Source organism: Litoribaculum gwangyangense, from assembly GCF_039543505.1.
GTDB lineage: Bacteria > Bacteroidota > Bacteroidia > Flavobacteriales > Flavobacteriaceae > Litoribaculum > Litoribaculum gwangyangense.
In genome coordinates this window covers 995,143-1,018,406 of sequence record NZ_BAABJW010000001.1, presented here as the reverse complement: position 1 = coordinate 1,018,406, position 23,264 = coordinate 995,143, and the positions used below count along the sequence as shown (strand labels likewise).

Below are 23,264 nucleotides of genomic sequence, written 5' to 3'. Positions count from 1 at the left end.
TTTTAAAGGGAATCTTTAGATTATTTTATATAAAACGGGTTTACTTGGTGTAGCATCATTTTCAAAAGGTGCTATTTGAAGATTTAGAAAATAAGTACCATCCTCTACTGTATTGGGCACAAAAATAAGTTCGGTAATAGTGGCATCCATTCTTAATTTTCCTTTGGTGTTCCAAAAGGCATTATGCGCCAACAATTGGCATTCATCTTTTTCTTTATCTACACTGGGTAAATCTATAAGCAAATGTTTCACTTCCTTTTCTCTCAAATAAACAGCGACGTCTTTTAACAAATAAGGTGGATTTGTATTGGAATACTGCATGGACAGTTTTTCTTTAGTATTAGGTATGGTTCTAATAACTACAGCATCTCTTTTTTTATTACCCAGAGCAAACTGTATTTGTTTTTTTGATATGACAGAATCTCCATTTAAACGTTCGGGAGCAACCGTAATCACTTCAGCCAAAAAGAAAAACTGTTTCAAATTTTGGTTGATAGAATGTACTTTTTCCGTGATATGGCCTACACATTCGGTATGTGTTCCGTGTCCATGCGGATTGAAATTAATATTATTGAAATTAATGCACGCTCCATCTTTAACACTTGCAACCCAATCGCCATCTTTTTCTGGTTCAATTTTAGGTGCTTCAATATACCATGCATTAACGTTGCTTTTTGAAGCGCGCAAAGGCATGGATATATCTAAGGGTTTAGATAAATCTATTTTAAGTTTCCTTGAATTGTATTCTATGGTTGCTATCAAATTAAATTGATTTTAAAAAGGTCTGAAGCGATACCATCACTTAAAAATTTGCCCTTTTTGGTTGTTAAAAGCTTATCATCATCAATATACAATAAATGTTCACTAATGTATTTTTCAGATTGTTTTAAAATATACTTTTTATAGTTTTTACCAAAATCATGTTCCACTTTTTTTAATGAAACACCCCATATGGTTCGTAAACCCGTCATTACATATTCATTGTATTTATCGGTTACCGAAAGCGATTCCCTTTCTATGGGCAATATATTTTGCTGAATGGATTTTATATATGTTGTGTTGTTTCTAACATTCCAACCACGTTGTTCTCCATTGAATGAATGCGCCGACGGGCCCATACCTAAATACGGTTTCCCTTGCCAATAAGCTGAATTGTTTTTACTGAAATAATCAGGTTTTCCAAAGTTTGATAATTCGTAATGCACAAAACCTGAAGCTTCCAGTTTTTCAATCAATAAATGAAATTGTTCTTGCGCCAATTCATCATCTACATTTTTAATAATGCCTTTTTTGATGAAATTTTCCAAGGCTGTTTTGGGCTCAACGGTTAGGGCATAACTGGATATATGCGGGATATTGTAGGATAAAGCGATTTCTATATTCTCTAGCCATTCCGCGTTTGATAAATCGGGAATGCCGTAAATTAAATCTACTGAAATATTATCAAAATACTTAGTGGCATCCTCTAAACACTTTTTGGCTTCCACAGAATTATGGGCACGATTCATAAGTTTTAAATCGCGCTCAAAAAACGATTGAATGCCAATGCTAAGTCTGTTAAATGGTGTTTTCGCTAATTCGCTTATTCGATTATTTGATAAGTCGTCAGGGTTTGCCTCTAAAGTAATTTCTGGATTATCTACAACTTCGTGATTTTTATAAACAGTATTAATGAGAAACTCTAACTCTATGTTAGTTAACAAACTAGGTGTTCCACCACCAAAATAAATAGTCTCAATGGTTTGGTTTTCAAGTTCATTAGTTCGTAATTCTATTTCCTTGCACAATGCTTGAACGAGTTCCTCTTTCTTTTTTAAAGATGTTGAAAAATGAAAATCGCAATAATAACAAGCTTGCTTGCAAAAAGGAATATGGATGTAAATGCCTGCCATTATTTTTTGACCCTATCGCCATTTTGCTTAATAAACGCATCCCAACCAGAGTAACTTTTGCCAATTTCCACTTTACCCATATTGTAAAAATGACAAACAGCAGCCGCTAAACCATCCGTTGCATCTAAGTTTTTAGGTAAAGTTTTAAGACCCAACAAACTTTGTAACATCTTAGCTACTTGTTCTTTACTGGCATTTCCATTACCGGTTATGGCCATTTTAATTTTTTTTGGCAAATATTCGGTTATGGGTATTTCCCTGCTCAAACCAGCAGCCATGGCAACACCTTGTGCCCGACCTAGTTTTAACATACTTTGTACGTTTTTACCATAAAAAGGGGCTTCTATAGCTATTTCATCAGGATGATGCGTATCTATCAACTCAATGGTGCGTTCAAAAATAAGTTTCAGTTTTAAATAATGGTCGTCGTATTTTTTTAAATCGAGTTCATTAAGTTGCATAAACTTCATGCTTTTTCCAACTACTTTTATGAGACCAAAACCCATAATGGTTGTTCCTGGATCGATTCCTAAAATTATTTTTTCTTCAATCATTTTGTTCACAATAGTAACAACCGCTGAGCGATATGGAAGCACCCAAAGTTACTGTTAAAAGATTACCGTTAAAAGAACCAAATCCGTTTGAAATGGGATTGAAATCATCGGAAAAACCCATAATGTAGGACGTATCAATATATACCGATAGTTTATCTGATATTCCAAAATGGAATTCTATTCCTGCCATGGCATTCAAATTTGAGGTATCGTTTTGGGTATAATTCCCCAATGGTTTAACCTTTGTAAATCCGGGGCCTGCGTGAATAAAAGTACCCATATTTTGTGGTAAAAAGCTAAAAATTGGAGTCGCATTATAAACTATTTGGGCATTTATACGAGAATAATTTAATTTAAATTCTTGGGCGTCTGTATCGTTCGATATTCTGCTAAAACCATAATCCAATTTGGCACCTATTTTTTTTGAGAACATGTATTGAAGTCCTAAATTAACCGTTGGGAAATTTAAGGTTTTACCCTCAAAGCCCTGAACAAATCCATCTGTAGATGGATTATTTAACCCCAATGCCACTTGTACTTTAAAGGTGCTGGTGTCTCCTTGGGAAAAACTTAAAAACCCACAAAAAAGAAAACACATTGCTAAGCAAAACTTCATATAAATTTTAAAACTTGAAGACATATACTAATAATCGTTTAATTTGTATTCGATATGACCTATTCGTTGCCATACAAAACTAAACAATTCTTTTTTGTGCTCATTAAATTGGGCATTCTAGTTGGCGCATTTTATTTTATTTATCAAAAATTGGCAAATAATAATGAATTGAAATTTTCAGTTTTCATCGATATTTTATCAAAAAATGAATCTTTTTCAATAAAAAGTATCCTTTTTTTAGTGTTTTTAAGCATTTTAAATTGGTTTTTCGAGATTTTAAAATGGCAAAACTTAGTGAGTTATATTAAAAAAATAAACTTTAAAAAATCGCTAGAACAAAGCTTAGGAGCTTTAACTGCTTCCTTATTTACACCCAATAGAATTGGAGAATACGGTGCCAAAGCAATTTATTTTAAATCTAATTATAGAAAGCCTATCATGCTTATTAACTTAATAAGCAATGTTCTACAAATGAGCGTTACTGTTTTAATTGGCATCATTGGTTTTAGTTTTTTTATCTCTGAAAACAACTTAAATATTAATTATTACAAACTTGCCAAATTTTTAATGATCATTTTTGCAGTACTACTTTTACTAGGTTTTGGCATATTAAAAAGCAATGATACTATTAGAGGGTTTGCATTAAAAAAAATCAAACGTTTTTTTTATAAATACCCAAAAAATAAATTGGTTTTGGGTTTTATATTATCATGCATACGTTATACCATTTTTTCATTTCAATTTTATTTTTTGATGACCCTTTTTAAAATTGATATGTCCTATATAAATGCACTTAAGGCAATAACTTCTATGTATCTAATGGCTTCCATTTTACCCTCTATTTTTATTTTTGATGTGGTTATTAAAGGAAGTGTGGCCGTTTATCTGTTTTCGTTTCTTGGTGTAAACGAACTCACCATTTTAAGTATCATTACCATCATGTGGCTTTTAAATTTTGTGGTACCAAGTATATTTGGTAGTTATTATGTACTTAATTTTAAACTACCTAAAAATAATTGATAGACATGATTTTAATTAGCATCATCATAACTGTTTTGTACTTGTTTTTAATTGGAAGTTTTGTTTTTGGTTTTGATAAAGTGCATCTTTTTAAGTTGAGTGATATTCAACCTAAAACTAAGTTTTCTGTTATTATTCCTTTTAGAAATGAAGCCGAAAATTTACCTAGCTTACTAGAATCCATTAAAAATTTAAACTACCCTAAACAACTTTTTGAAGTGTTTTTAGTGGATGATGAATCTGATGATAACTCTTTGGAAATCATTATAAAAAGTGGTGTTGATGTTATAACTATTCCCAATAAAAGAGAAACCCATTCCCCGAAAAAGGATGCCATTTCCAACACCATAAAATATGCAAAAAACGAATGGATTGTAACTACTGATGCTGATTGTGTTTTACCAAAATATTGGCTCGATAGTTTTGATGAGTTTATTCAAATTAAAGATGTCGTTTGTGTGGTAGCACCTGTTATTCTAACTAATCAAAATAGCTTTTTAAATCGGTTTCAGTTACTGGATATGCTGAGTTTACAAGGAACGACCATGGGTGGTTTTGGTATCAAAAAACCATTTTTATGCAACGGTGCTAATTTTGTTTACAAGAAAGATGTATTCAACAAATTGAATGGGTTTGAAGGCAATACTAATATCGCTAGTGGTGATGATATTTTTCTACTTGAAAGAGTTTTGAAAACTTACCCTAAACAGCTTCACTATTTAAAATGTGAACATGCTATTGTCTCAACAAAACCTCAACCAACTTGGAATGAACTCATATCCCAACGCATTCGTTGGGCTGCAAAAACCAGTGCTTATAATAATTGGTTTGGAAAACTTACAGGATTAATCGTCCTGCTTAAGAACGCTATACTAATTATTGGTTTATTACTTTCAATTATAGGTGTTTTCAATATCAAAATATGGTTATTTATTTTAATTATTAAGTTAAATATTGATTTCTTTTTGATTTATAAATCGGCCACCTTTTTTAATCTAAAAAATGTTTTAGTAAACTTTGTCACCGGCTTTTTTGTGTATCCATTTTTTAGCGTTTATGTAGCTTTTAAGTCTTTATTTTCTGGTTACCATTGGAAAGGAAGACCATTCAAAAAATAATTTAATTAGATTTATACTTATGAATTTTTTAAATAGAACATCAAACCCAGCTTTCACTAACTACTTTTTTGGTGGTGACAAGACTAGTCCAAAAACCATGTCGACAACGGGTATTTTTTTTAAATCGATATTTTCAATAGCTATCATTATAATAATTTCAATAGGGATCTGGAAACTGTATACAACAGGTTTTGACATTAAATGGTTTGGTATAGGCGGCATGATTACTGCTATAACAATTAGTATCCTGATTTCTGTTCGTCAACATTGGGCTCATATTTTGGTGCCACTGTATGCGATTGCTAAAGGCTTTTTTCTAGGAAGTATGAGCGTTTTTGCGCATGCACATTACCCTAATTTGCCTTACCAAGCTATTGGTTTAACCGTTATTACTTTTTTGGTAGTGTTATTATTATACCAAACTCGAATTATAGTGGTTACTAAAAAACTTAGAAGCATTATTATTACTGTTGCTGCCAGTATTTTTGTGATTTATATAATTTCATGGATTTTAGGTTTTTTTGGTGTTAAATTTTTTATATGGGGAACTACATGGCCAGCAATAATATTTAATATAGTGGCCGCCATTTTTGCTGCCTTATCATTACTGCTTGATTTTGATTACATAGAACGCCACAAAAACAAATCTCCCAAATACAAAGAGTGGCTTGCAACTTGGGGGCTTTTGGTAACCCTAGTTTGGTTATATGCCGAAATTTTAAGATTGATGCGAAGTTTGGCTATAAAATTTTAATTATACCTAATTTACATTTATAATTATAGGCAATTCAAACTTAGTAGTGACCTGTTGTCCCCTCTTAATGGCAGGAAATACTTCAGGTAAGGAATCTAAACTTTCGTTCAGTAAACTTTTTATATTAGGGATTTCTTGAACCGTTAAAGAATCTATCTCAGCATCTATTAAAAGTAGATTTCCAGATTTGTCTACTTGAAACTCAAGCAATATGGTATCATGAATGTCTTTCGTTACTACTAAATTCTCTCTCTTTAAAAACTCCCAAATATGTATGGTTAAAACCGCTTGAAAACATCCTTTTCTGTCTTCTTTTAAAGATAAAGAGTCACATACTGAAAAACTTGGGTACTCATCAACATCATTCCAATTAAAGGTTTGCAATTCTTCTTTTAAAATAGCTTCAGAAGATGTTTTTTTTACATTAAAATACTTGCAGGAGGTAAGTATAAAAACACATATAAAAACACAGAATAGCTTCATGGATAATAACTAAAACTGAAAAATACAATTTTATTCTTTAAGATACACCTATTTGTAACAATTGACATGATTTTCCGTCTCAGAATAGAATAAATAAAACATCTTTATGGATATCATTTTAATTATTATAGCTGGCCTAGTGATGCTTTTAGGCATTTTAGGTAGCTTTTTACCAATCTTACCTGGTCCTCTAACAAGTTGGTTTGGTCTTTTATTACTTCATTTAACAGAAGCCATTCCAATGAATAAATCCTTTTTAGTTATCACACTTATGATTGCCGTATTTATTTGGTTTTTAGATTATATCATCCCTGCTATTGGCACTAAGCGTTTTGGAGGAAGTAGATATGGCATGATAGGAACTTCTATAGGATTAATTATCGGTTTAGTGGCTCCAATACCTGGTGGCATAATTATGGGTCCTTTTCTTGGAGCCTTTATAGGAGAAGTAATCAATCAAAGCGATACTAAAACTGCAACCAAGGCAGCATTTGGATCCTTTATAGGATTTTTAACTTCCACTTTTATAAAATTTGTTGTTGCTGTCATTTATTTAGGGCTCTTTATTGGGATGGTCTGGGATTATAAAAACACCATATTTCAATGATAATAATGAAGAAGCCCTGTGGGTCTCTCACCTCCACAGGGCTTTTTGTAAATTGCTATTATCAACAAAAAAATTGAGGGATTAATTAATTTTGAAGTGTTGATGTAACAAACATAATTATAAGATTTCACTTCAAGCTGCGGGAAACCCGTAAACCTTTTACGGGTATGTGATAAGATACAAGTATAATAAAGGTTTCAAGCTTAAAAAAAAATCAATTTTTTTTTAATTTTTTTTAAATAACAATAAAATTGTAAAAATTTACTTATACAAAACCTTTTTTTCTGGCTTTTTTTAGCAACGTTTCATCTTGTCCATCTTCCACTTCAAAAATCTCCCTAAGCTGCTTTTTTCTTTTCTCAACAGCACTTAACGACATATCTAAATGCGATGCAAGGTTTTTGGTTTTCACTCCTTGTGACAAGAGATGAAGAATTTTCCTGTTTTTGTCATCGATAACGATATCACTAGTAATTGTTTTTCTTATGTGACTATTTACAGTGCCACTATAAAATGGCGGATTATTTAGCACTGCTTGAAAAGCACTAGCCAGTTCACTTGAAGTTAAATCACTTTTTATTAAAAAACCCTCTGGGTCGATAGTTTTTATGATATTATGAATTCTGAAAGATTCATTAAACATGGTTAAAATAATAATTTTAGCCTTGGGTAACACTTTACGTGCATATTCTGCCAAATCTTCACCAGAATTCATCATCCCATCGGATGAGGGTGGCAAACTAATATCTACAAACAGGACATCATAAGGGGTTTCTTGTACCGCTTTATCTATATATTTAATAGCCTCATCACAATTATTAGCAATGTCGATTTTTAATTCTTGGTTATCTTTTTTTGTGAATTGTAATGTGTTTTGATATCCCTCGATAATCATGGGATGATCGTCAATCATTAATATTTTTAGTCTCTCGGTCATAATTTAGCACTATGATATAGGTGCCTCTATAGTTACTGTGGTTCCTATATCTTTTTGAGAAGTTATTTTAATAGCTCCTTTAATTTCATTAATCCTGGAGTTCATGTTTTTTAGTCCTATCCCTGATTTGGCCTTGTTGACATCAAATCCAGAACCATTATCTGTCATGTTTAAGCAAATTACGTTATTTTTTAATTTAAAACTAATTTTCACATTAGTTGCGTTGGCATGTTTATATATATTATTCAAGGTTTCTTGAATAATTCTATAGATATGAATTTTTGTTTTATTAGAAACTTCTTCCCAAACTATGGTATCATCATGCTGTAAATTATAAGTTAAATTATAGGCTAATGTTTGAGTTTCCACTAAGGTTTTTATGATGTCTATAAAACCAGAGCCAGATACAAAATCGGTATTTAAATCATGTGAAACCTTACGTATGTCTTGTTCTATGGTCTTTAGCTCATCAATATACTGGCTTCTAGTTTTAATAGCTTCGGCAGTATTATTCATGTTTAAACTATCTAAACTTAAACGCGTTCCGAATAGCCTTCCTAAAACACCATCATGTAATTCCTCTGAGATACGCTTCTTTTCAAGTGCTCTAGCCTCTTCAATACTTTCGTTTTGAGATAGCATTAAGTTATAAATTTCCTCATTCGTTTCCTGTTGTTTTTGAATGAATTGCAGTTCTTTGTTCCTATTTCTTTGATAAATTACCACATATAATAAAAAGGAAGCTATTATTACTATTATGGAAGTAAACAAAAGCCATTTACGCTCTTTAGCTATTTGTATATTTTCTTGTTCGATTTTATTCGTTTCGTATCTAATCCTAGCAAATTTATCACGCTTTAACCGTTCGCTTTTTTGCAAACTATCACTTAGCATAATGTACTCTTTTAGGTAATTAGAAGCCTTATCTCCGGTTTCTATTTTTGAAAGAAGCAATAATGATTTTAGTAAATCGTCATTATTGTAAGCCTCCGAAAGCTCTTTTGCTTGGTAGGCATAATATTTTGCCGAATCTTTTTTGTCTATATCATTGTAATATTCTGCTAAATGCTGATGGATTATTATGGAGTTATATTCATCATCAATACTATCGCAAATTTTTAGGGCTTTATGGTATAGGGCAGGTAATTGTTCAAAATTTTTGGAGAGATATAGAGTATTGGCATAGTTACCCAAGGCCAATACGTAAACACTAGGGTAATTATTAATCAATTCTTTATTTTCAAAAATATCCTCATATATCTCTAAGGCTAAGTCATACTTTCCTGAATTTTTGTATGCAAAAGCTATATTATTTTTTGACAAACCTATACTTCTGAGGAAATCGCCATCCAATTCTCTTTTCAAATCAAGTGATATTTTATGATATTTTATTGACTCATCAAATTGCTCCAATTCATTAAAAACAATGCCTAAATTATTGTATATGTAAGCTTTGTAACGGTTAACATTATGATTCCCTTTTAAACTTTCAAGTAGTGTAATTGCCTCTATGGATGTAGATTCGCTACCTGTATAATCTTTGTCGTAGGTTTGGCAAACAGCTATTCCGTAGAGCGTCATGGCTATTTCCAATTTGAGATTATATTTTCTAAAAACTTTCTCTGCTTTTTGAAAATAAACATAAGCACTATCACTTAAAAGCGAATTCCTATACAACTCGCCAATTTTGTAGTGTTCTTGGGCAATTGAAATAGAATCGAGAGTTTTATAATTTGATAAATATGATTTAATGGAATCGATCTTTTCTAAACGGTCATCTATTTGAGCATTTCCATAACCAAATCCAACAATGATATAAACTAAAAGTCCTAAATATTTCAATACTGAGTTCTATTTAAACTCAAATGTATTTATAATTTTCCAATTTTATTCAATAAAAAAAGCCTTGAGGTATTTCAAGGCTTTAATGTAAGTTCAATTTTTTTATTTAGTCTTGTCCTTGACCACCTGTAAAAGGTGCAGCTTCAACTTCTGGTGAAACCAATAAATCATCTTCATTTAAATCTTGTTTTGTACATGAGGTTATGGATGCAAAAATAAGTGCTAAGATTAAAGTAATTTTTAAAGTTTTCATATTAATTTTCGATTTTAGGGTTATACAGTTTTTCTCTATTGTTTGATAAAATAATGAACTAAGATGTTTGATAAAAAATATCTCGGTTGAGGGAAAAAATGGATAATTAACTTAAAATCGAATACATAAAAATATGCACTACGATTACTATATTTTTTTACTTTGAGGGAATTGTGACTCTGGAGTCACTAAATGGATTAATTTTCTTTATTGAACTTAGGGAAATAATTGGCGCCCAATAAGAGACAACTAAAGTATGTCATAGTTTCATCATTTTACTAAAAATTCGATGAAATGTTACTTTTTACCGATAAAATGTAATTTATAAGTGAATTTTGCTTCCTTTAATGGATTGTAGATTTATTTTTTACCAAACTCGTCTTCACAATTATAGTCTTCACATCATCTGTTTTATCTATGTTCTGAATTCTATTAATCAATAATTGCGTCGCATTTGCTCCAATTATTTTAGCGTGTTGCCTAATAGTTGTTAGTTTAGGTAAAGTATGGTAAGAATCTGATTTACTTGCAAAAGCTATAACAGAGATATCCTTGGGTACTTTTAAGCCCAAATTTATAGCCGTATTTAAGGAAATAATTCCTGATGAACTGTCTGCAGCTATAACACCATCTATAATTTTATTCTTTTTAAAGAAAGACTTTATCTTTTTTTGATGGTCATCCTTCTTTTTAATTTTTAAAACGAGAGGTTTAAAGTGTTCGCTCTCCAAAACAGCTTTATTATACCCGCGTTCTCTAAGTTTACCAACACTTAAATCGTCAATATTACTTATGAAGGCTATTTGTTTTCGCTTTTCTAAGATTAAACTTCTGGTCGCATTATAGGTAGCGTCAAAATCGTCAACAATTACTTTATCACACATAACATCGTGAGCAACTCTATCGAACATCACTATGGGCAATCCATTACTTATAGTTTTTTTAAAATGTTCTATTTCATTATTAATTTGAGTTTCTTCTGCTACACATAAAATAAAACCGTCCACACTTCCATTGGCCAACAAGTGTAAACTCTCTTTTTCCTTTTCCAAAGACTCATTAGATATGCAAGTAATAATATTATACCCGTGTTTTGTCGCTTCACGTTCAATACCAAAAAGCACTTTGGCCAAAAACCTATTTAGAATGTTTGGTATGATAACACCGATAGTTTTTGTTTTATTATTTTTTAAACTTAAGGCTACCTTGTTAGGTTTGTAATTATATAGTTCTGCCAGCTCTTTAACCCTTTTCACTGTTTCTTCGCCAATTTCTTCACTATTATTCAATGCTTTTGAAACTGTTGAAATAGATACATTTAATTCTTTAGCTAGCTGTTTTAAGGTAACCATATTAGAAAAATAAATTTATAAATCGCAATTTACAAAAATAGATGAAGCAAAATCAAGAGATTAAAATAACCTTAAAACAAAAAAGCATCCCAATCTTCTATAAAGAAAAAAGGAAAGCTTTCCATTGGTTTAACTACTTAAACCTTTGATAAACACTGGGTGTTTACCAAACAACACAACTTCTTTTACTTGCCAAAAAAAGCCCTAATCTCTTAGAGCTTTTAACAATTTGGCGGTCTGGACGGGACTCGAACCCGCGACCTTCGCCGTGACAGGGCGACATTCTAACCAACTGAACTACCAGACCGTTGCTTTATTGCGGTTGCAAATATACACGCCTTTTTTTATATCTCAAATGTTTTTTTGTGTTTTTTGTATAAATTTTTAACTAAACAAACTTTTGACGTTCTATCATATATATGGTTAGTAGGTTGTTAAAATTCTTATTAATATCGGCCTCTACATATTTTATTTTGTATTGGGCACATTTTAATCGTAGCGCATTAAAATAAGCATCTACAGCTTTACTGTAGTTCTCCCTTATCGAATCGGCATATAAATTAATATACTCCCCTGTTTCAACATCAACAAAACGTTTTGGCTTATTGTTAAAATCGAACATTAACTCCTTTTCTTTATCAAAAACATGAAACAATATAACTTCGTGCTTATTGTACTTCAAATGCCGCAATGCTTCAAAAAGTTTGGTTTCATCTTCTGAAGTTTGAAACATATCGGTAAATAAAAAAATCATAGAGCGTCTATGAATTTTTTCGGCTATTTCATGCAAATACTTATAAGTTTCGGTTTGCCTGTTTAAAGATTTGGAAACAACGGCTTCACTTAAATGATTAAGTAACATTTGGTGATGGCGTTCACTACCCTTTTCAGGAGCATAATAATCGTATTCATCACTATAAATGCTCAATCCAACGGCGTCTCGCTGTCTTTTTAAAATTTGCATTAAAGCCGCTGAAGCTAATACCGAAAACCCAATTTTATTTAAATGATTAATAGAAAACGTATCCATTTTAGGATAATGCATGGAGCTACTGTTATCTATGATAATATGACAACGCAAATTGGTTTCATCATCATATCTTTTGGTATATAACTTATCGGTTTTGGCAAATAGCTTCCAATCTATATGACGTGTGCTTTCACCTTGATTATAAATTTTATGTTCCGCAAATTCAGCTGAAAACCCATGAAACGGACTTTTATGCATGCCAGCTATAAATCCTTCAACTACTTGCTTGGCAAGTAATTCTAGGTTTTTAAAACCTTCAGCTTTATTAAGTTCGTTTTGTAAATTCATTAATATGGGACTATTTTATAATACCATCAACAATACCATAAGTAACGGATTCTTCAGCTCCCATCCAGTGATCGCGGTTAAAATCTTTCATGACTTTTTCATAAGATTGCCCACAATTATCTGCCAAAATTTGAGCACTTAGTTCTTTAGTTTTTATAATTTCCTGTGCTGTAATTTCAATATCACTAGCTTGTCCACGTGCGCCACCACTTGGTTGATGTATCATAACACGTGCATGAGGTTGTATAAATCGTTTTCCCTTAGTGCCAGCTGAAAGTAGGATAGACCCCATACTCGCCGCTAATCCTGTGCAAATGGTTGACACATCACTTTTTAAGGATTTAATACAATCGTACATGGCAAAACCAGAGGTTACATAACCACCAGGACTGTTAATGTATAAATGAATATCCTTGGTTTCCAAAGCATCTAAATACAATAATCTATCTATTACGTGTTTTGCGGATTTATCATCTACCTGCCCCCACAAAAACACTTTGCGTTCTTCAATTAATTTGCTATCAATAGCATCCTGTACTTTTATTGGTTTACTCATAATTTATTTTAATTTTCATCTAAAATAAAAAAAGGTTTCCCATAATGGGAAACCTTTTTAGTTTCTTTTTAATATTTATTTATAATAGCGAATCAATCGCATCTGTATATGCTTTTTTTGGAGCAACTCCTACCTGTCTACCAACAACTTCTCCATTTTGAAAAACTAAAACAGTAGGTATGTTGCGTACACCATATTTAGCAGCAAATTCTTGATTCGCATCTACATCTACTTTACCAACTACAGCTTTACCATCATATTCACTACTAATTTCCTCAATGATTGGACCAACCATTCTACATGGTCCACACCAAGCTGCCCAAAAATCTACTAAAACTGGTTTTTCACTTTTTAAAACCGTTTCCTCAAACATCGCATCTGTAATTTCTAATGCCATAATATTTATATTTTTATATGTTCTTAAATCATTTTAATACTACAAAATTAGTCAAAAAAAACTCGAAAGCTTACAATGTCTTAATTTGTTTTGCTTATAATGGTATTGTAACACCCTATATGCTGAAATATTAATCGCTTAAGAACATTATTTTAGCTTTTCCAATATTGATCTATTTAAATCTAATAATAAAGATTGTTGATCTCGCTCTAAAACAGCAACCGCTATGGTAGTTTTTAAATTAGGGACATAGTTTACTGCTGAACCCCAATACCCATTGTGTCCCAACCCTCCTGTTCCATCAAATTCAGTGTAAGACAAACCAAAGAAATAATTGTTTTCTTGAGCTTTTTCTGGAACCATTTCACCATACATTAATTTGATTGTTTCTGGGTTATCAAAAATTTTATTTGAAAAAAGATAGTGCAAAAACATAGCCAAGTCTTTTGTGGTGGCGGCTAAACCGCCACCACCATATAAATCAAAGGAATGATCTAAGCTGTAGCTGTTAATTCTTTCGGAACTTGAGTATTGATGTGCCAGTGGTTTCGTATGGTTTGGATAATCTTCTAAACTTGAAAACCACGTCGTATTTAAATTTAGTTTCTCAAAACTTAACAATTCCCGTAAAGCAATGAAAAAATGCTTTTGAGTAATGGTTTCTATGATTTCTGATAGTAGTAAGTAATTGGTGTCAGAATACGAAAACACCATACCAACTTCCCCTAAGGGTTCTCCTGCAGATGTAGCCAGTTTTATTTGTTCATCTCGAGTCCATCTGTAATTTGGTTTATTTTCAATGAAATCAAAAAATTCACCTGAACCAGCATAATCAAAAATGCCACTGGTATGCGAAAGCAAATGTTTTAGTTTAATTTCTTCAAGATTATAACCCTCTTTTTCCAAAACCTCTCGGGATTTTTGTGAAATTAATGTAGCAACGGCATCGTTGAGTGTTATCTTATTATCCTCAACCAATCGCAATATTGCTGCGGCAATATAGGTTTTGGTATTGCTAGCAATTAAGATAGGATTATCTTTTTGCAGGGCTATTTTAGTCACTGTATCTGCCACCCCGATAGCACCAGTCCAAGATATTTTTTTTTCAGGAGATTCTACATGCACCATTAAACCAACACAATCTTTATTACTATTGTAAATGGAATCTAAAATAGGTTGAAAATCAATAGCATTGTTTTGATTCTTAAAAGTCTTATTATGGTTTTTACAACTAAAAGTTAAAATAAAACATATCAATACCGTAAAAAGATTAAGTGCAATTTTTGAATTTATCATATAATATAAATTAATTCAACTTATACATCATATCTTGAGCTTCCAATTCATTTAATAACTCTTGGCAAACCTTAACCTTTTGTTTTCTACTAGACATCGTTAATTTAATTTTGTCCTGATTATCATACACCAAAAAATTGAGCGATTGATTACCTGGATGCATATGAAGAAGTTCTTTTAAAGCGATTATTTTATGCTCATTCAAATCATGAATGTCTACTTGAATGGATAATTTTTTGGCGTAATTTTCCATAACATCATGTAATAGCTGGAAGTTGTTGAATTGCAACCTTGGATCACTTTTATTTCCTGTGTCCTTGTTAGTCCAACCTTCACGAACAAAAGTCTTAACAAACACAAAATTGTTCTTCATTAAAAAATGTCTAAATTTTAAATACTCTTCACCAAAAATTCTAAATTCAAAACTATCTGTATAATCCTCGACCGTAAATAGCGCCCAACCTTTACCTTGCTTACTTACACGATGCTGCACATCGGTAACCACACCACCAAAAACTAATTCCCTATTCACATAAGGTTCTAAATTGTTAAACATAGCAAGTGTAGCATTGCAAAAGGTTTTCATTTCGGTTTTAAAATCATCCAACGGATGCCCTGAGATATAAATACCTACAACTTCACGTTCCTTTCCAAGTTTCTCCATGGTTCCCCACTCCTCACAAGGTGGCACTTGGGGTTCTGCTATTTGCACATCGCTGGCATCACCAAACAAACTTACTTGAGCTGAATTTTCATTTTCCTGGTGTTTTGCTCCATATTTAATAGCTTTTTCCAAAAAGGTAATACCATCACCATCATCATGGAAATATTGTGCTCGATGGGTATTTCCCAAACCATCAAACCCTCCTGCCAAAGCTAAATTTTCAAAGGCTTTTTTATTGGCTGCTCTCAAATCAATACGCTTAGCCAGATCAAAAATGGATTTATAATGGCCATCTTTTTTTCGGTTTTCAACAATGGTCACTACCGCACCATGGCCTACCCCTTTAATAGCACCCATTCCAAAACGAACTGCACCATCTTTATTTACCGAGAATTTGTAATACGATTCGTTAACATCAGGTCCTAGAACTTGTAATTTCATGCGTTTACACTCTTCCATAAAGAAAGTTACCTGCTTGATATCATTCATGTTGTTGGATAGTACGGCCGCCATATATTCCGCAGGATAATGTGCTTTTAAATACGCTGTTTGGTAGGCTATCCAGGCATAACAGGTGGAGTGGGATTTGTTGAATGCATAACTAGCAAAAGCCTCCCAATCTTTCCAAACTTTTTCAAGAATTTTGGCGTCATGGCCATTCGCACTGGCTTGCTCAATAAACTTGGGCTTCATTTTATCCAATACCGCAATTTGCTTTTTACCCATAGCTTTTCTGAGTACGTCGGCTTCTCCCTTAGTAAATCCAGCGAGTTTTTGCGACAACAACATTACCTGCTCTTGATATACCGTGATACCATAAGTTTCTTTAAGGTATTCTTCCATTGCAGGTAGATCATAATCAATGGCTTCATCGCCGTGTTTTCTTCTAACGAAACTAGGAATGTATTCCATAGGTCCGGGACGATACAAGGCATTCATAGCAATCAAATCTTCAAAAACCGTAGGTTTTAAATCTTTAAGGTGTTTTTGCATTCCAGGAGATTCGTATTGGAATACTCCAACCGTTTCGCCCCTTTGGAATAACTCATAGGTTTTTTCATCATCTAAAGGAAAATTATCAGGATCAAGTAAAATCCCGTGTTTTGCCTTTACAATTTTAACGGTATCTTTAATTAAAGTGAGTGTTTTTAAACCCAGAAAATCCATTTTAAGAAGTCCAGCTTCCTCTACCACCGAGTTGTCAAATTGGGTGACATATAAATCGGAATCTTTAGCAGTGGCAACAGGAACAAATTTGGTAATATCGTCTGGCGTGATGATGACACCACAGGCATGAATCCCAGTATTCCTCACAGATCCTTCCAACATTCTGGCAGTGTTTACCGTTTCAGCTTCTAAATCATCACCTTCAGAAATGTTTAATAACTGATTCACTTTTTCCAAATCCTCAGCTCTAAACTTGCTTGCCAATTCCTTTTCAGGTATTGCGAATATTTTATTGAGTTTAGACATGGTTGGAATCAGTTTCGCTATTCTATCCGCATCAAAAAGGGGTAAATCGAGTACGCGAGCCGTATCTCTTATCGATGATTTTGCAGCCATGGTTCCGTAGGTAATGATTTGTGCCACCTGATTACTCCCGTATTTATTGATTACGTATTCCATTACTTTACTTCGACCTTCATCATCAAAATCAATATCGATATCGGGCATACTGATACGATCAGGATTTAAGAAACGCTCAAAAAGTAAATCGTATTTAAGGGGGTCTATGTTGGTAATCCATAAGCAATACGCCACTACCGATCCTGCAGCAGAACCACGACCTGGGCCAACAGAGACATCCATGTTTCTGGCTTCACGAATAAAATCCTCAACAATTAAAAAGTACCCCGGATAACCCGTGTTTTCTATTACACTAAGCTCAAAATCGATGCGTTCTTTTATTTCTTCACTTATTTCTTCGCCATATCGCTTTTTGGCTCCTTGATAAGTTAGATGTTTTAAATAAGCATTTTCTCCTCGTTTGCCACCATCAATAACATCTTCTTCATTTTTAAATTCATCGGGTATATTAAACGCTGGAAGTAACACTTCTCTAGCCAATTCATAAGGTTCCACTTTATCAACCACTTCTTGAATATTACTAATCGCCTCAGGAATATCCTTAAATAGGGCTTTCATTTCTTCTCCCGATTTAAAATAATATTCTTGATTTGGCAAACCGTAACGATAGCCACGACCGCGACCTATAGGCGTTGCCTGCTTTTCACCATCTTTGACACAGAGTAAAATATCATGCGCATTGGCGTCTTCTTTTTTGCAATAATAGGTGTTGTTGGTAGCTACTAATTTAACATCATGTTTTTTAGAAAAGTCAACTAAAACGCTATTGACACGGTTTTCATCTTCTTGTTTGTGACGCATGATTTCTATATACAAATCGTCTCCAAACTGCTCTTTCCACCACAGCAACGCTTCTTCTGCCTGATTTTCACCAACATTTAGAACCTTGCTTGGTACTTCTCCATATAAATTTCCGGTGAGTACGATCAAATTTTCTTTATATTGTTGAATCAAATTTTTATCAATTCTTGGCAAATAATAAAATCCATCTACAAAAGCATGCGACGATAATTTTGCCAAATTATGATAACCATTTTTGTTTTTAGCAAGAAAAACCACTTGGTAGCCATTGTCTTTTCTGGTCTTATCGGTATGATCTTCGCAAACAAAAAATTCGCAACCCAAAATGGGTTTTATTTCTTTCGCTAAGGGCTTTTCGCCATTTTCATTAGCTACCTCGTTTTTAGCTTTAACCGTTTTGTTGTGATTACTTATGGCTCTTACAAAATGAAAAGCTCCCATCATGTTCGCATGGTCTGTTAAGGCCACAGCTGGCATTTTATAATCGGCAGCCGCTGAAACCAAATCGGTAACACTTATGGTAGATTGCAACACCGAAAATTGCGAATGATTGTGAAGATGCACAAAATCAACCTCTTCTAATTCTGAAATGTTTTGTTTTATCTCATCAGAAGAAATTTGTTTGGTTTCAGATTTTTTAAGGCGCTCCTTTATTTTAGCACTTTCTTTCTTAAGGTTGATGTGCTTTAACCCAATGAGTTGAACTTCCCGTGGATTAGCCTCCTTGAAGTATTGAAAATAATCGGGTTGTACGTCCAACTGCTCTTTGGTGTATTCTTCCAGTCGAACTAACTCAAAAAAACATCGGGTGGTTGCCTCCACATCGGCGGTGGCGTTGTGGGCTTCAGCAAAAGGTTCGTTAAATAAATATTCGTGCAGTTCGGTTAATGTTGGTAATTTAAACTTGCCGTAGCGCCCACCAGGAATTTGGCATAATTCTGCAGTATGCTCCGTACAGGTATCTAAAACTGGGAGTTCTTGTAAAGGATTCGCAACATCCGCACGTACAAATTCGGCACCCATGATATTCAAATCGAACTTTACGTTTTGCCCAACCACAAATTTGGTTTTGCTTAAGGCTTCATTAAACTTTTCTAAAACCTCTAATAATGGAATGCCCTGTTCTTGAGCCAATTCGGTTGAAATACCATGTACTTTTTCAGCATCAAAGGGAATATTAAAACCATCTGGTTGCACCAAATAATCTTGATGTTCGATACAATTACCCATAGCATCATGCAATTGCCATGCAATTTGAATACACCTAGGCCAATTATCGGTATCTGTGATTGGAGCATCCCAATGCTTTGGTAATCCTGTAGTTTCGGTATCGAAAATTAAGTACATTCTGTATGTTTAGGTGTTGATTTGTTAGTTGTTGATTTTTCTAATGAGCCTATAAAAATACATAGAAATAATACTTTTTTAAAGTGAAGTTATAAACAGTTGTAAACAAAAAAACGCAACCCGCTGGGTTGCGCTTATCTTAACCTAAATTAATGTTTATGATACTAATTCTTCGTGTACTTTTTCGGTATTAATAGATGCTTGAATCGCATTTTTTTGCTTAGTTAATAACGAATCGATGGTTGGTGGTAAAGTTTTGTCTTTTAAGATTTCATTGTATTCTTCCAGACTTGCTTCTTCCCCACGAATGGCTTCTTCTAAGATAGCCTCTTCATTATTTGAACTGAATAACGATTTTAAGCTCATCCAATTTCTGTGCATGATTCCTTTAAAACTACCTGCGTTTTCCGGTAATTCACCATAACGCAAAATTTCTGTTCTTAATTCTTTTGCGAATTCACTTCTTTCGGAAGCTCTTCTTTTAAAGAACATTTTTAACCTGTCGTTATCTATAGTATCGATAGCTTTCAAATACCCTTTTTCGGCATCATAATTTTTAATTAATAATTCATTTAATTTGTTTGAAATTTTTTCACTGTACTTCATAATATTCATTTTCATTTTTAAATTTCATGTGTTTGTTTTAATTGATTTTCAGAAGTCATATGCGACTTTTGAGGGTTAAATAAATCATTAAACACAAATAAATAATTTGTTTAACCATGTCGATTTCAATAATTTGTTTAAAGATGTATATTGTTTCACATCTGCATATTCAATATAACAGAAACATACAGTAAAAACAAGGGTTTTAACGTTTTTATGATATCATTAAGAGTATTTAACATTTATTGTCTAACATATTATTTTAGTGTATTTTTGATAACCAATATATTATTATGAAATTACATTTTTTATTGCTGGTCACAATTCTCATTTTAAGTTGTAAAGAAAAAACTCTGCCTATGTACGTAGGAACTTATACAAACGGTCAAAGCGAAGGCATTTACCAATTGCAGTTTGATACCGATACTGGGGAACTAAGCGATTTAAGATTAGTTGCTACGATAGAAAATCCTTCATTTATAGCGTATTCTCCTAATAAAAAATATTTGTATGCTACGGATGAAGGCAATTCAACTGTTTCTTCTTTTAAAATCGAAGATAACGGTATGTTGAAATTTATAAATACAGTAAAAAGTTTTGGTGGCGCACCATGTCATATTTCTATAAATCAAAAAGGAAACAAAGCGGTTGTGTCAAATTATGTTGGTGGTAATATGGCGTTATATGACATTAATGAAGATGGAAGTCTGAATCAAGCTTCTCAAGTTTTTAATCATAATACGCCTGAACAAAAATCACATGCACATTCTGCACAGTTTATAAATAATGAACTTTTTGTGGCTGATTTAGGTAGAAATGCCATGTATTTGTATGAAAAAGGAGGTAATAACAACTACAAATTAAAAGATTCATCTATAATAAAAATGACAGAAAATGCTGGTCCAAGGCATTTCACATTAACCAAAGATGGCAAATTTATTTACGTTATTAATGAATATGCCAGTACTGTTACCGCCTCAAAAAAAGTAGGAAATAAGTTTGAACTTATAAATCATTTCTCGACACTTTCAACCGATTACAAGGGCAATAATGCTTGCGCCGATATTCATTTAAGCAATGATGAGCGTTTTTTATATGGCTCAAATAGAGGTGAAAATTCCATAGCTGTTTTTAAAAGAGATATCGAAACAGGTGTTTTGGAAAAAATTCAAAATATGCCAGTTCATGGCGATTGGCCACGTAACTTTACATTAGACCCAACGGGTAAATTTCTTTTGGTTGCCAATAAAAAGAGTAGCAACATAAGTATTTTTAATATTGATACTTCTTCAGGGAAACTGTCTTTTTTATATGATATTAAAGTTCCAAATCCTGTTTGCTTACTTTTCTAGATTTCATCATAAATAAAGGCTTGATAATAAAAAAATTATAGTATATTTGCACCCTTATTAATAACCGAGGTCGTGAACCTCAATTAATTAATTATTATGCCAGTAAAAATTAGATTACAAAGACACGGTAAAAAAGGGAAACCTTATTATTGGATCGTAGCAGCAGATGCACGAGCAAAAAGAGATGGTAAATACCTTGAAAAATTAGGAGCTTACAATCCGAACACAAACCCAGCAACTGTTGAATTAAACATTGATGGTGCTGTAAAATGGTTACAAAATGGTGCTCAACCAACCGATACAGCAAAAGCTATTTTATCTTACAAAGGAGCCTTATTGAAAAATCATTTAGTAGGTGGTGTTAGAAAGGGTGCTTTAACAGAAGAGCAAGCAGAAGCAAAATTCACAGCTTGGTTAGAAGAAAAAGCGGCTAAAATTCAAGCTAAAACCGATGGTTTATCTAAAGCCGAAGCTAAAGCTAAAGCTGCAGCATTAGAAGCTGAAAAAGCTGCTAATGAAGCACGTATTGCTGCCGCTGCCCCGGTAGTAGAGGAAGCAGCTGAAGAAGTTGAAGAAACGATTGAAGCTGCAACTGAAGACGCTCCTCAAGTAAAAGAAGAAGAATAAAAACAGTAATTTTTGTACTTTTGAACTCCGATAATAATTATCGGAGTTTTTTATTTTAAAAAAATGAAAAAAGAAGATTGCTTTTACTTAGGTAAAATTGTAAAAAAATACAGTTTTAAAGGTGAATTGCTTATAAAATTAGATACTGACGAACCGGAAATTTATGAGAATTTAGATGCTATGTTTCTTGAAGTAAGAGGTTCATTAATTCCATTTTTTATAGAAAGTTCTCAACTTCATAAATCCAATTTGCTACGCGTGCAATTTGAAGATGTAAACGAAGAAGCTGATGCGGACGCCTTAATTAAAAGCGACGTGTATTTACCATTAGAATTTTTGCCAAAACTAGAAGGCAACAAATTTTATTTTCATGAAGTTGTAGGATTTACCATGAAGGATAAAAACTATGGGGCCGTTGGAAAAATAGTAGCTATTAACGATACTACTGCTCAAGCACTTTTTGAAGTTGAAAAAGATGGAAAGCAAATTTTAATCCCAATGAATGATGAGTTCATAGTAAAGGTAGATAGAAAAACCAAAACTATTTTAGTTGAAACACCAGAAGGGTTGATTGATTTATATCTTTAAAATATCAAAAAATTACCTAGTGTGACACCACGTTTTTAGCAAAAAAATCTTTATGAACTTCAATAGCATACAAGGATTTTACTAAAGTGTCTTTCTGCTGTTTAAGAGACGTTTCAATTTCTTCAGAAAATTCGTAACTATTTAGAGTCTTTTGATATTTTTCAATATTAGCTAACTTTAACCTTCCGATTTCAGTCAATAGTAGTTGCTCGTTTTTAGACGAAATAATCTCCTTTATGCTTGCATTCAATTTATGATTAGACACAAAAGAATCTTCTGGGTATGAAGGTATAGCTCCCTTTTGTCTTATTAAAGAATCTAGCGACTTAATTATTTGGTTTCTCTCATAGCCAAAAACTCTGAAGAAATTTTTTAAGACCACATTATTTACTTTTGATAGTGCGTGCAAAAATATTTTTTCCGATTCAAAGTTTAGAATTAGAAGCTCGTTAAGATAATCAATAGATTTTTTAGGCTTTTTCATGGTTAAGTTGGTTAAGATTTGAAATTTAAAAAATTTGATAAAATGTAAAAATTTTTAGATAAAAAGCATGTTTTACAAATTTGTATCTTAAATTTATTACAAAATAATAGCTAATCTATTAAAAAAAATACAATAAACAAAAAGATCTATATTAAAAACCCTTAATTTATGCCAAGAAATGATTGAAAAGCCTTTTAAATTTAAAAAATTTAC

23 protein-coding genes and 1 tRNA gene are annotated in these 23,264 nt (G+C 32.6%); 7 read left to right on the top strand and 17 right to left on the bottom strand.

What is annotated here, in order from left to right:
• Window positions 1-15: 15 nt before the first annotated feature.
• From ABD963_RS04565 to ABD963_RS04550, 4 genes are read right to left on the bottom strand one after another with little or no spacing between them, the layout of a single operon-like run.
• Window positions 16-762: a cyclase family protein gene (locus tag ABD963_RS04565; protein ID WP_345275757.1), complete on the bottom strand. Its 747-nt coding sequence runs from the start codon at window positions 760-762 to the stop codon at window positions 16-18.
• Complete coding sequence (hemW, locus tag ABD963_RS04560; protein ID WP_345275756.1) at window positions 759-1,892, bottom strand: radical SAM family heme chaperone HemW; 1,134 nt, start codon at window positions 1,890-1,892, stop codon at window positions 759-761. The genes ABD963_RS04565 and hemW overlap by 4 nt, the downstream gene beginning before the upstream one ends.
• Entirely contained in the window at window positions 1,892-2,446 is a 555-nt protein-coding gene (ruvC, locus tag ABD963_RS04555; RefSeq protein WP_345275755.1) for a crossover junction endodeoxyribonuclease RuvC, read from the bottom strand. Before ruvC ends, hemW begins: the two co-directional genes overlap by 1 nt.
• Window positions 2,439-3,062 carry an outer membrane beta-barrel protein gene (locus ABD963_RS04550; RefSeq protein ID WP_345275754.1) on the bottom strand — a complete coding sequence of 208 codons (624 nt, stop codon included), beginning with the start codon at window positions 3,060-3,062 and terminating at the stop codon, window positions 2,439-2,441. The genes ruvC and ABD963_RS04550 overlap by 8 nt, the downstream gene beginning before the upstream one ends.
• 54 nt (window positions 3,063-3,116) lie before the next feature.
• On the opposite strand from ABD963_RS04550, the gene ABD963_RS04545 reads away from it, so the two are divergent.
• From ABD963_RS04545 to ABD963_RS04535, 3 genes are read left to right on the top strand one after another with little or no spacing between them, the layout of a single operon-like run.
• Window positions 3,117-4,082 carry a lysylphosphatidylglycerol synthase domain-containing protein gene (locus ABD963_RS04545; RefSeq protein WP_345275753.1) on the top strand — a complete coding sequence of 322 codons (966 nt, stop codon included), beginning with the start codon at window positions 3,117-3,119 and terminating at the stop codon, window positions 4,080-4,082.
• Between the two features lie 5 nt (window positions 4,083-4,087).
• Window positions 4,088-5,200, top strand: a complete 1,113-nt coding sequence (locus tag ABD963_RS04540; RefSeq protein ID WP_345275752.1) for a glycosyltransferase — start codon at window positions 4,088-4,090, stop codon at window positions 5,198-5,200.
• 19 nt (window positions 5,201-5,219) lie between these two features.
• Window positions 5,220-5,954: a Bax inhibitor-1/YccA family protein gene (locus tag ABD963_RS04535; RefSeq protein ID WP_345275751.1), complete on the top strand. Its 735-nt coding sequence runs from the start codon at window positions 5,220-5,222 to the stop codon at window positions 5,952-5,954.
• A 6-nt stretch (window positions 5,955-5,960) separates the two neighbouring features.
• Here ABD963_RS04535 and ABD963_RS04530 read toward each other — a convergent pair whose 3' ends face one another.
• On the bottom strand, window positions 5,961-6,437 hold the full coding sequence (locus ABD963_RS04530) for an energy transducer TonB (protein WP_345275750.1): 477 nt from the start codon (window positions 6,435-6,437) through the stop codon (window positions 5,961-5,963).
• 106 nt (window positions 6,438-6,543) lie between these two features.
• Between ABD963_RS04530 and ABD963_RS04525 the strand changes: the two genes are divergently transcribed.
• Window positions 6,544-7,044: a DUF456 domain-containing protein gene (locus ABD963_RS04525; protein ID WP_345275749.1), complete on the top strand. Its 501-nt coding sequence runs from the start codon at window positions 6,544-6,546 to the stop codon at window positions 7,042-7,044.
• Window positions 7,045-7,309: 265 nt separating this feature from the next.
• On the opposite strand, the gene ABD963_RS04520 is transcribed toward ABD963_RS04525, so the two are convergent.
• From ABD963_RS04520 to ABD963_RS04470, 11 genes are all read right to left on the bottom strand, one after another.
• Window positions 7,310-7,981, bottom strand: a complete 672-nt coding sequence (locus tag ABD963_RS04520) for a response regulator (RefSeq protein ID WP_345275748.1) — start codon at window positions 7,979-7,981, stop codon at window positions 7,310-7,312.
• Window positions 7,982-7,990: 9 nt separating this feature from the next.
• A complete protein-coding gene (locus tag ABD963_RS04515) occupies window positions 7,991-9,823 on the bottom strand; it encodes a tetratricopeptide repeat-containing sensor histidine kinase (protein WP_345275747.1) in 1,833 nt (610 codons plus the stop codon).
• A 106-nt stretch (window positions 9,824-9,929) separates the two neighbouring features.
• On the bottom strand, window positions 9,930-10,076 hold the full coding sequence (locus ABD963_RS04510; protein ID WP_345275746.1) for a hypothetical protein: 147 nt from the start codon (window positions 10,074-10,076) through the stop codon (window positions 9,930-9,932).
• Window positions 10,077-10,420: 344 nt separating this feature from the next.
• Window positions 10,421-11,428, bottom strand: a complete 1,008-nt coding sequence (locus ABD963_RS04505) for a LacI family DNA-binding transcriptional regulator (protein WP_345275745.1) — start codon at window positions 11,426-11,428, stop codon at window positions 10,421-10,423.
• A gap of 230 nt (window positions 11,429-11,658) precedes the next feature.
• A tRNA-Asp gene (locus ABD963_RS04500) sits at window positions 11,659-11,735 on the bottom strand.
• A gap of 81 nt (window positions 11,736-11,816) precedes the next feature.
• A complete protein-coding gene (locus ABD963_RS04495; protein ID WP_345275744.1) occupies window positions 11,817-12,746 on the bottom strand; it encodes a DUF58 domain-containing protein in 930 nt (309 codons plus the stop codon).
• Between the two features lie 10 nt (window positions 12,747-12,756).
• Entirely contained in the window at window positions 12,757-13,302 is a 546-nt protein-coding gene (locus tag ABD963_RS04490) for a ClpP family protease (RefSeq protein ID WP_345275743.1), read from the bottom strand.
• A 79-nt stretch (window positions 13,303-13,381) separates the two neighbouring features.
• The gene (trxA, locus tag ABD963_RS04485; RefSeq protein ID WP_345275742.1) at window positions 13,382-13,699 is read right to left on the bottom strand and encodes a thioredoxin; all 318 of its coding nucleotides are present in this window, start codon (window positions 13,697-13,699) and stop codon (window positions 13,382-13,384) included.
• Between the two features lie 147 nt (window positions 13,700-13,846).
• A complete protein-coding gene (locus tag ABD963_RS04480; RefSeq protein WP_345275741.1) occupies window positions 13,847-14,995 on the bottom strand; it encodes a serine hydrolase domain-containing protein in 1,149 nt (382 codons plus the stop codon).
• A gap of 10 nt (window positions 14,996-15,005) precedes the next feature.
• Window positions 15,006-19,394, bottom strand: coding sequence for a DNA polymerase III subunit alpha (dnaE, locus tag ABD963_RS04475; RefSeq protein ID WP_345275740.1), 4,389 nt, complete (start codon window positions 19,392-19,394; stop codon window positions 15,006-15,008).
• A gap of 156 nt (window positions 19,395-19,550) precedes the next feature.
• Window positions 19,551-20,015 (bottom strand): ferritin-like domain-containing protein, encoded by a 465-nt coding sequence (locus ABD963_RS04470; RefSeq protein WP_345275739.1) that lies wholly within the window; start codon window positions 20,013-20,015, stop codon window positions 19,551-19,553.
• Window positions 20,016-20,359: 344 nt separating this feature from the next.
• Between ABD963_RS04470 and ABD963_RS04465 the strand changes: the two genes are divergently transcribed.
• The 3 genes from ABD963_RS04465 to rimM all read left to right on the top strand — a co-directional run bounded on the left by ABD963_RS04465 (window position 20,360) and on the right by rimM (window position 22,567).
• The gene (locus ABD963_RS04465) at window positions 20,360-21,352 is read left to right on the top strand and encodes a lactonase family protein (protein ID WP_345275738.1); all 993 of its coding nucleotides are present in this window, start codon (window positions 20,360-20,362) and stop codon (window positions 21,350-21,352) included.
• 96 nt (window positions 21,353-21,448) lie between these two features.
• Window positions 21,449-21,979 carry a 30S ribosomal protein S16 gene (locus ABD963_RS04460; protein WP_345275737.1) on the top strand — a complete coding sequence of 177 codons (531 nt, stop codon included), beginning with the start codon at window positions 21,449-21,451 and terminating at the stop codon, window positions 21,977-21,979.
• 63 nt (window positions 21,980-22,042) lie between these two features.
• Window positions 22,043-22,567, top strand: a complete 525-nt coding sequence (gene rimM / locus ABD963_RS04455) for a ribosome maturation factor RimM (protein WP_345275736.1) — start codon at window positions 22,043-22,045, stop codon at window positions 22,565-22,567.
• A 16-nt stretch (window positions 22,568-22,583) separates the two neighbouring features.
• On the opposite strand, the gene ABD963_RS04450 is transcribed toward rimM, so the two are convergent.
• Entirely contained in the window at window positions 22,584-23,051 is a 468-nt protein-coding gene (locus tag ABD963_RS04450) for a DUF2383 domain-containing protein (protein WP_345275735.1), read from the bottom strand.
• Window positions 23,052-23,264: the final 213 nt, after the last annotated feature.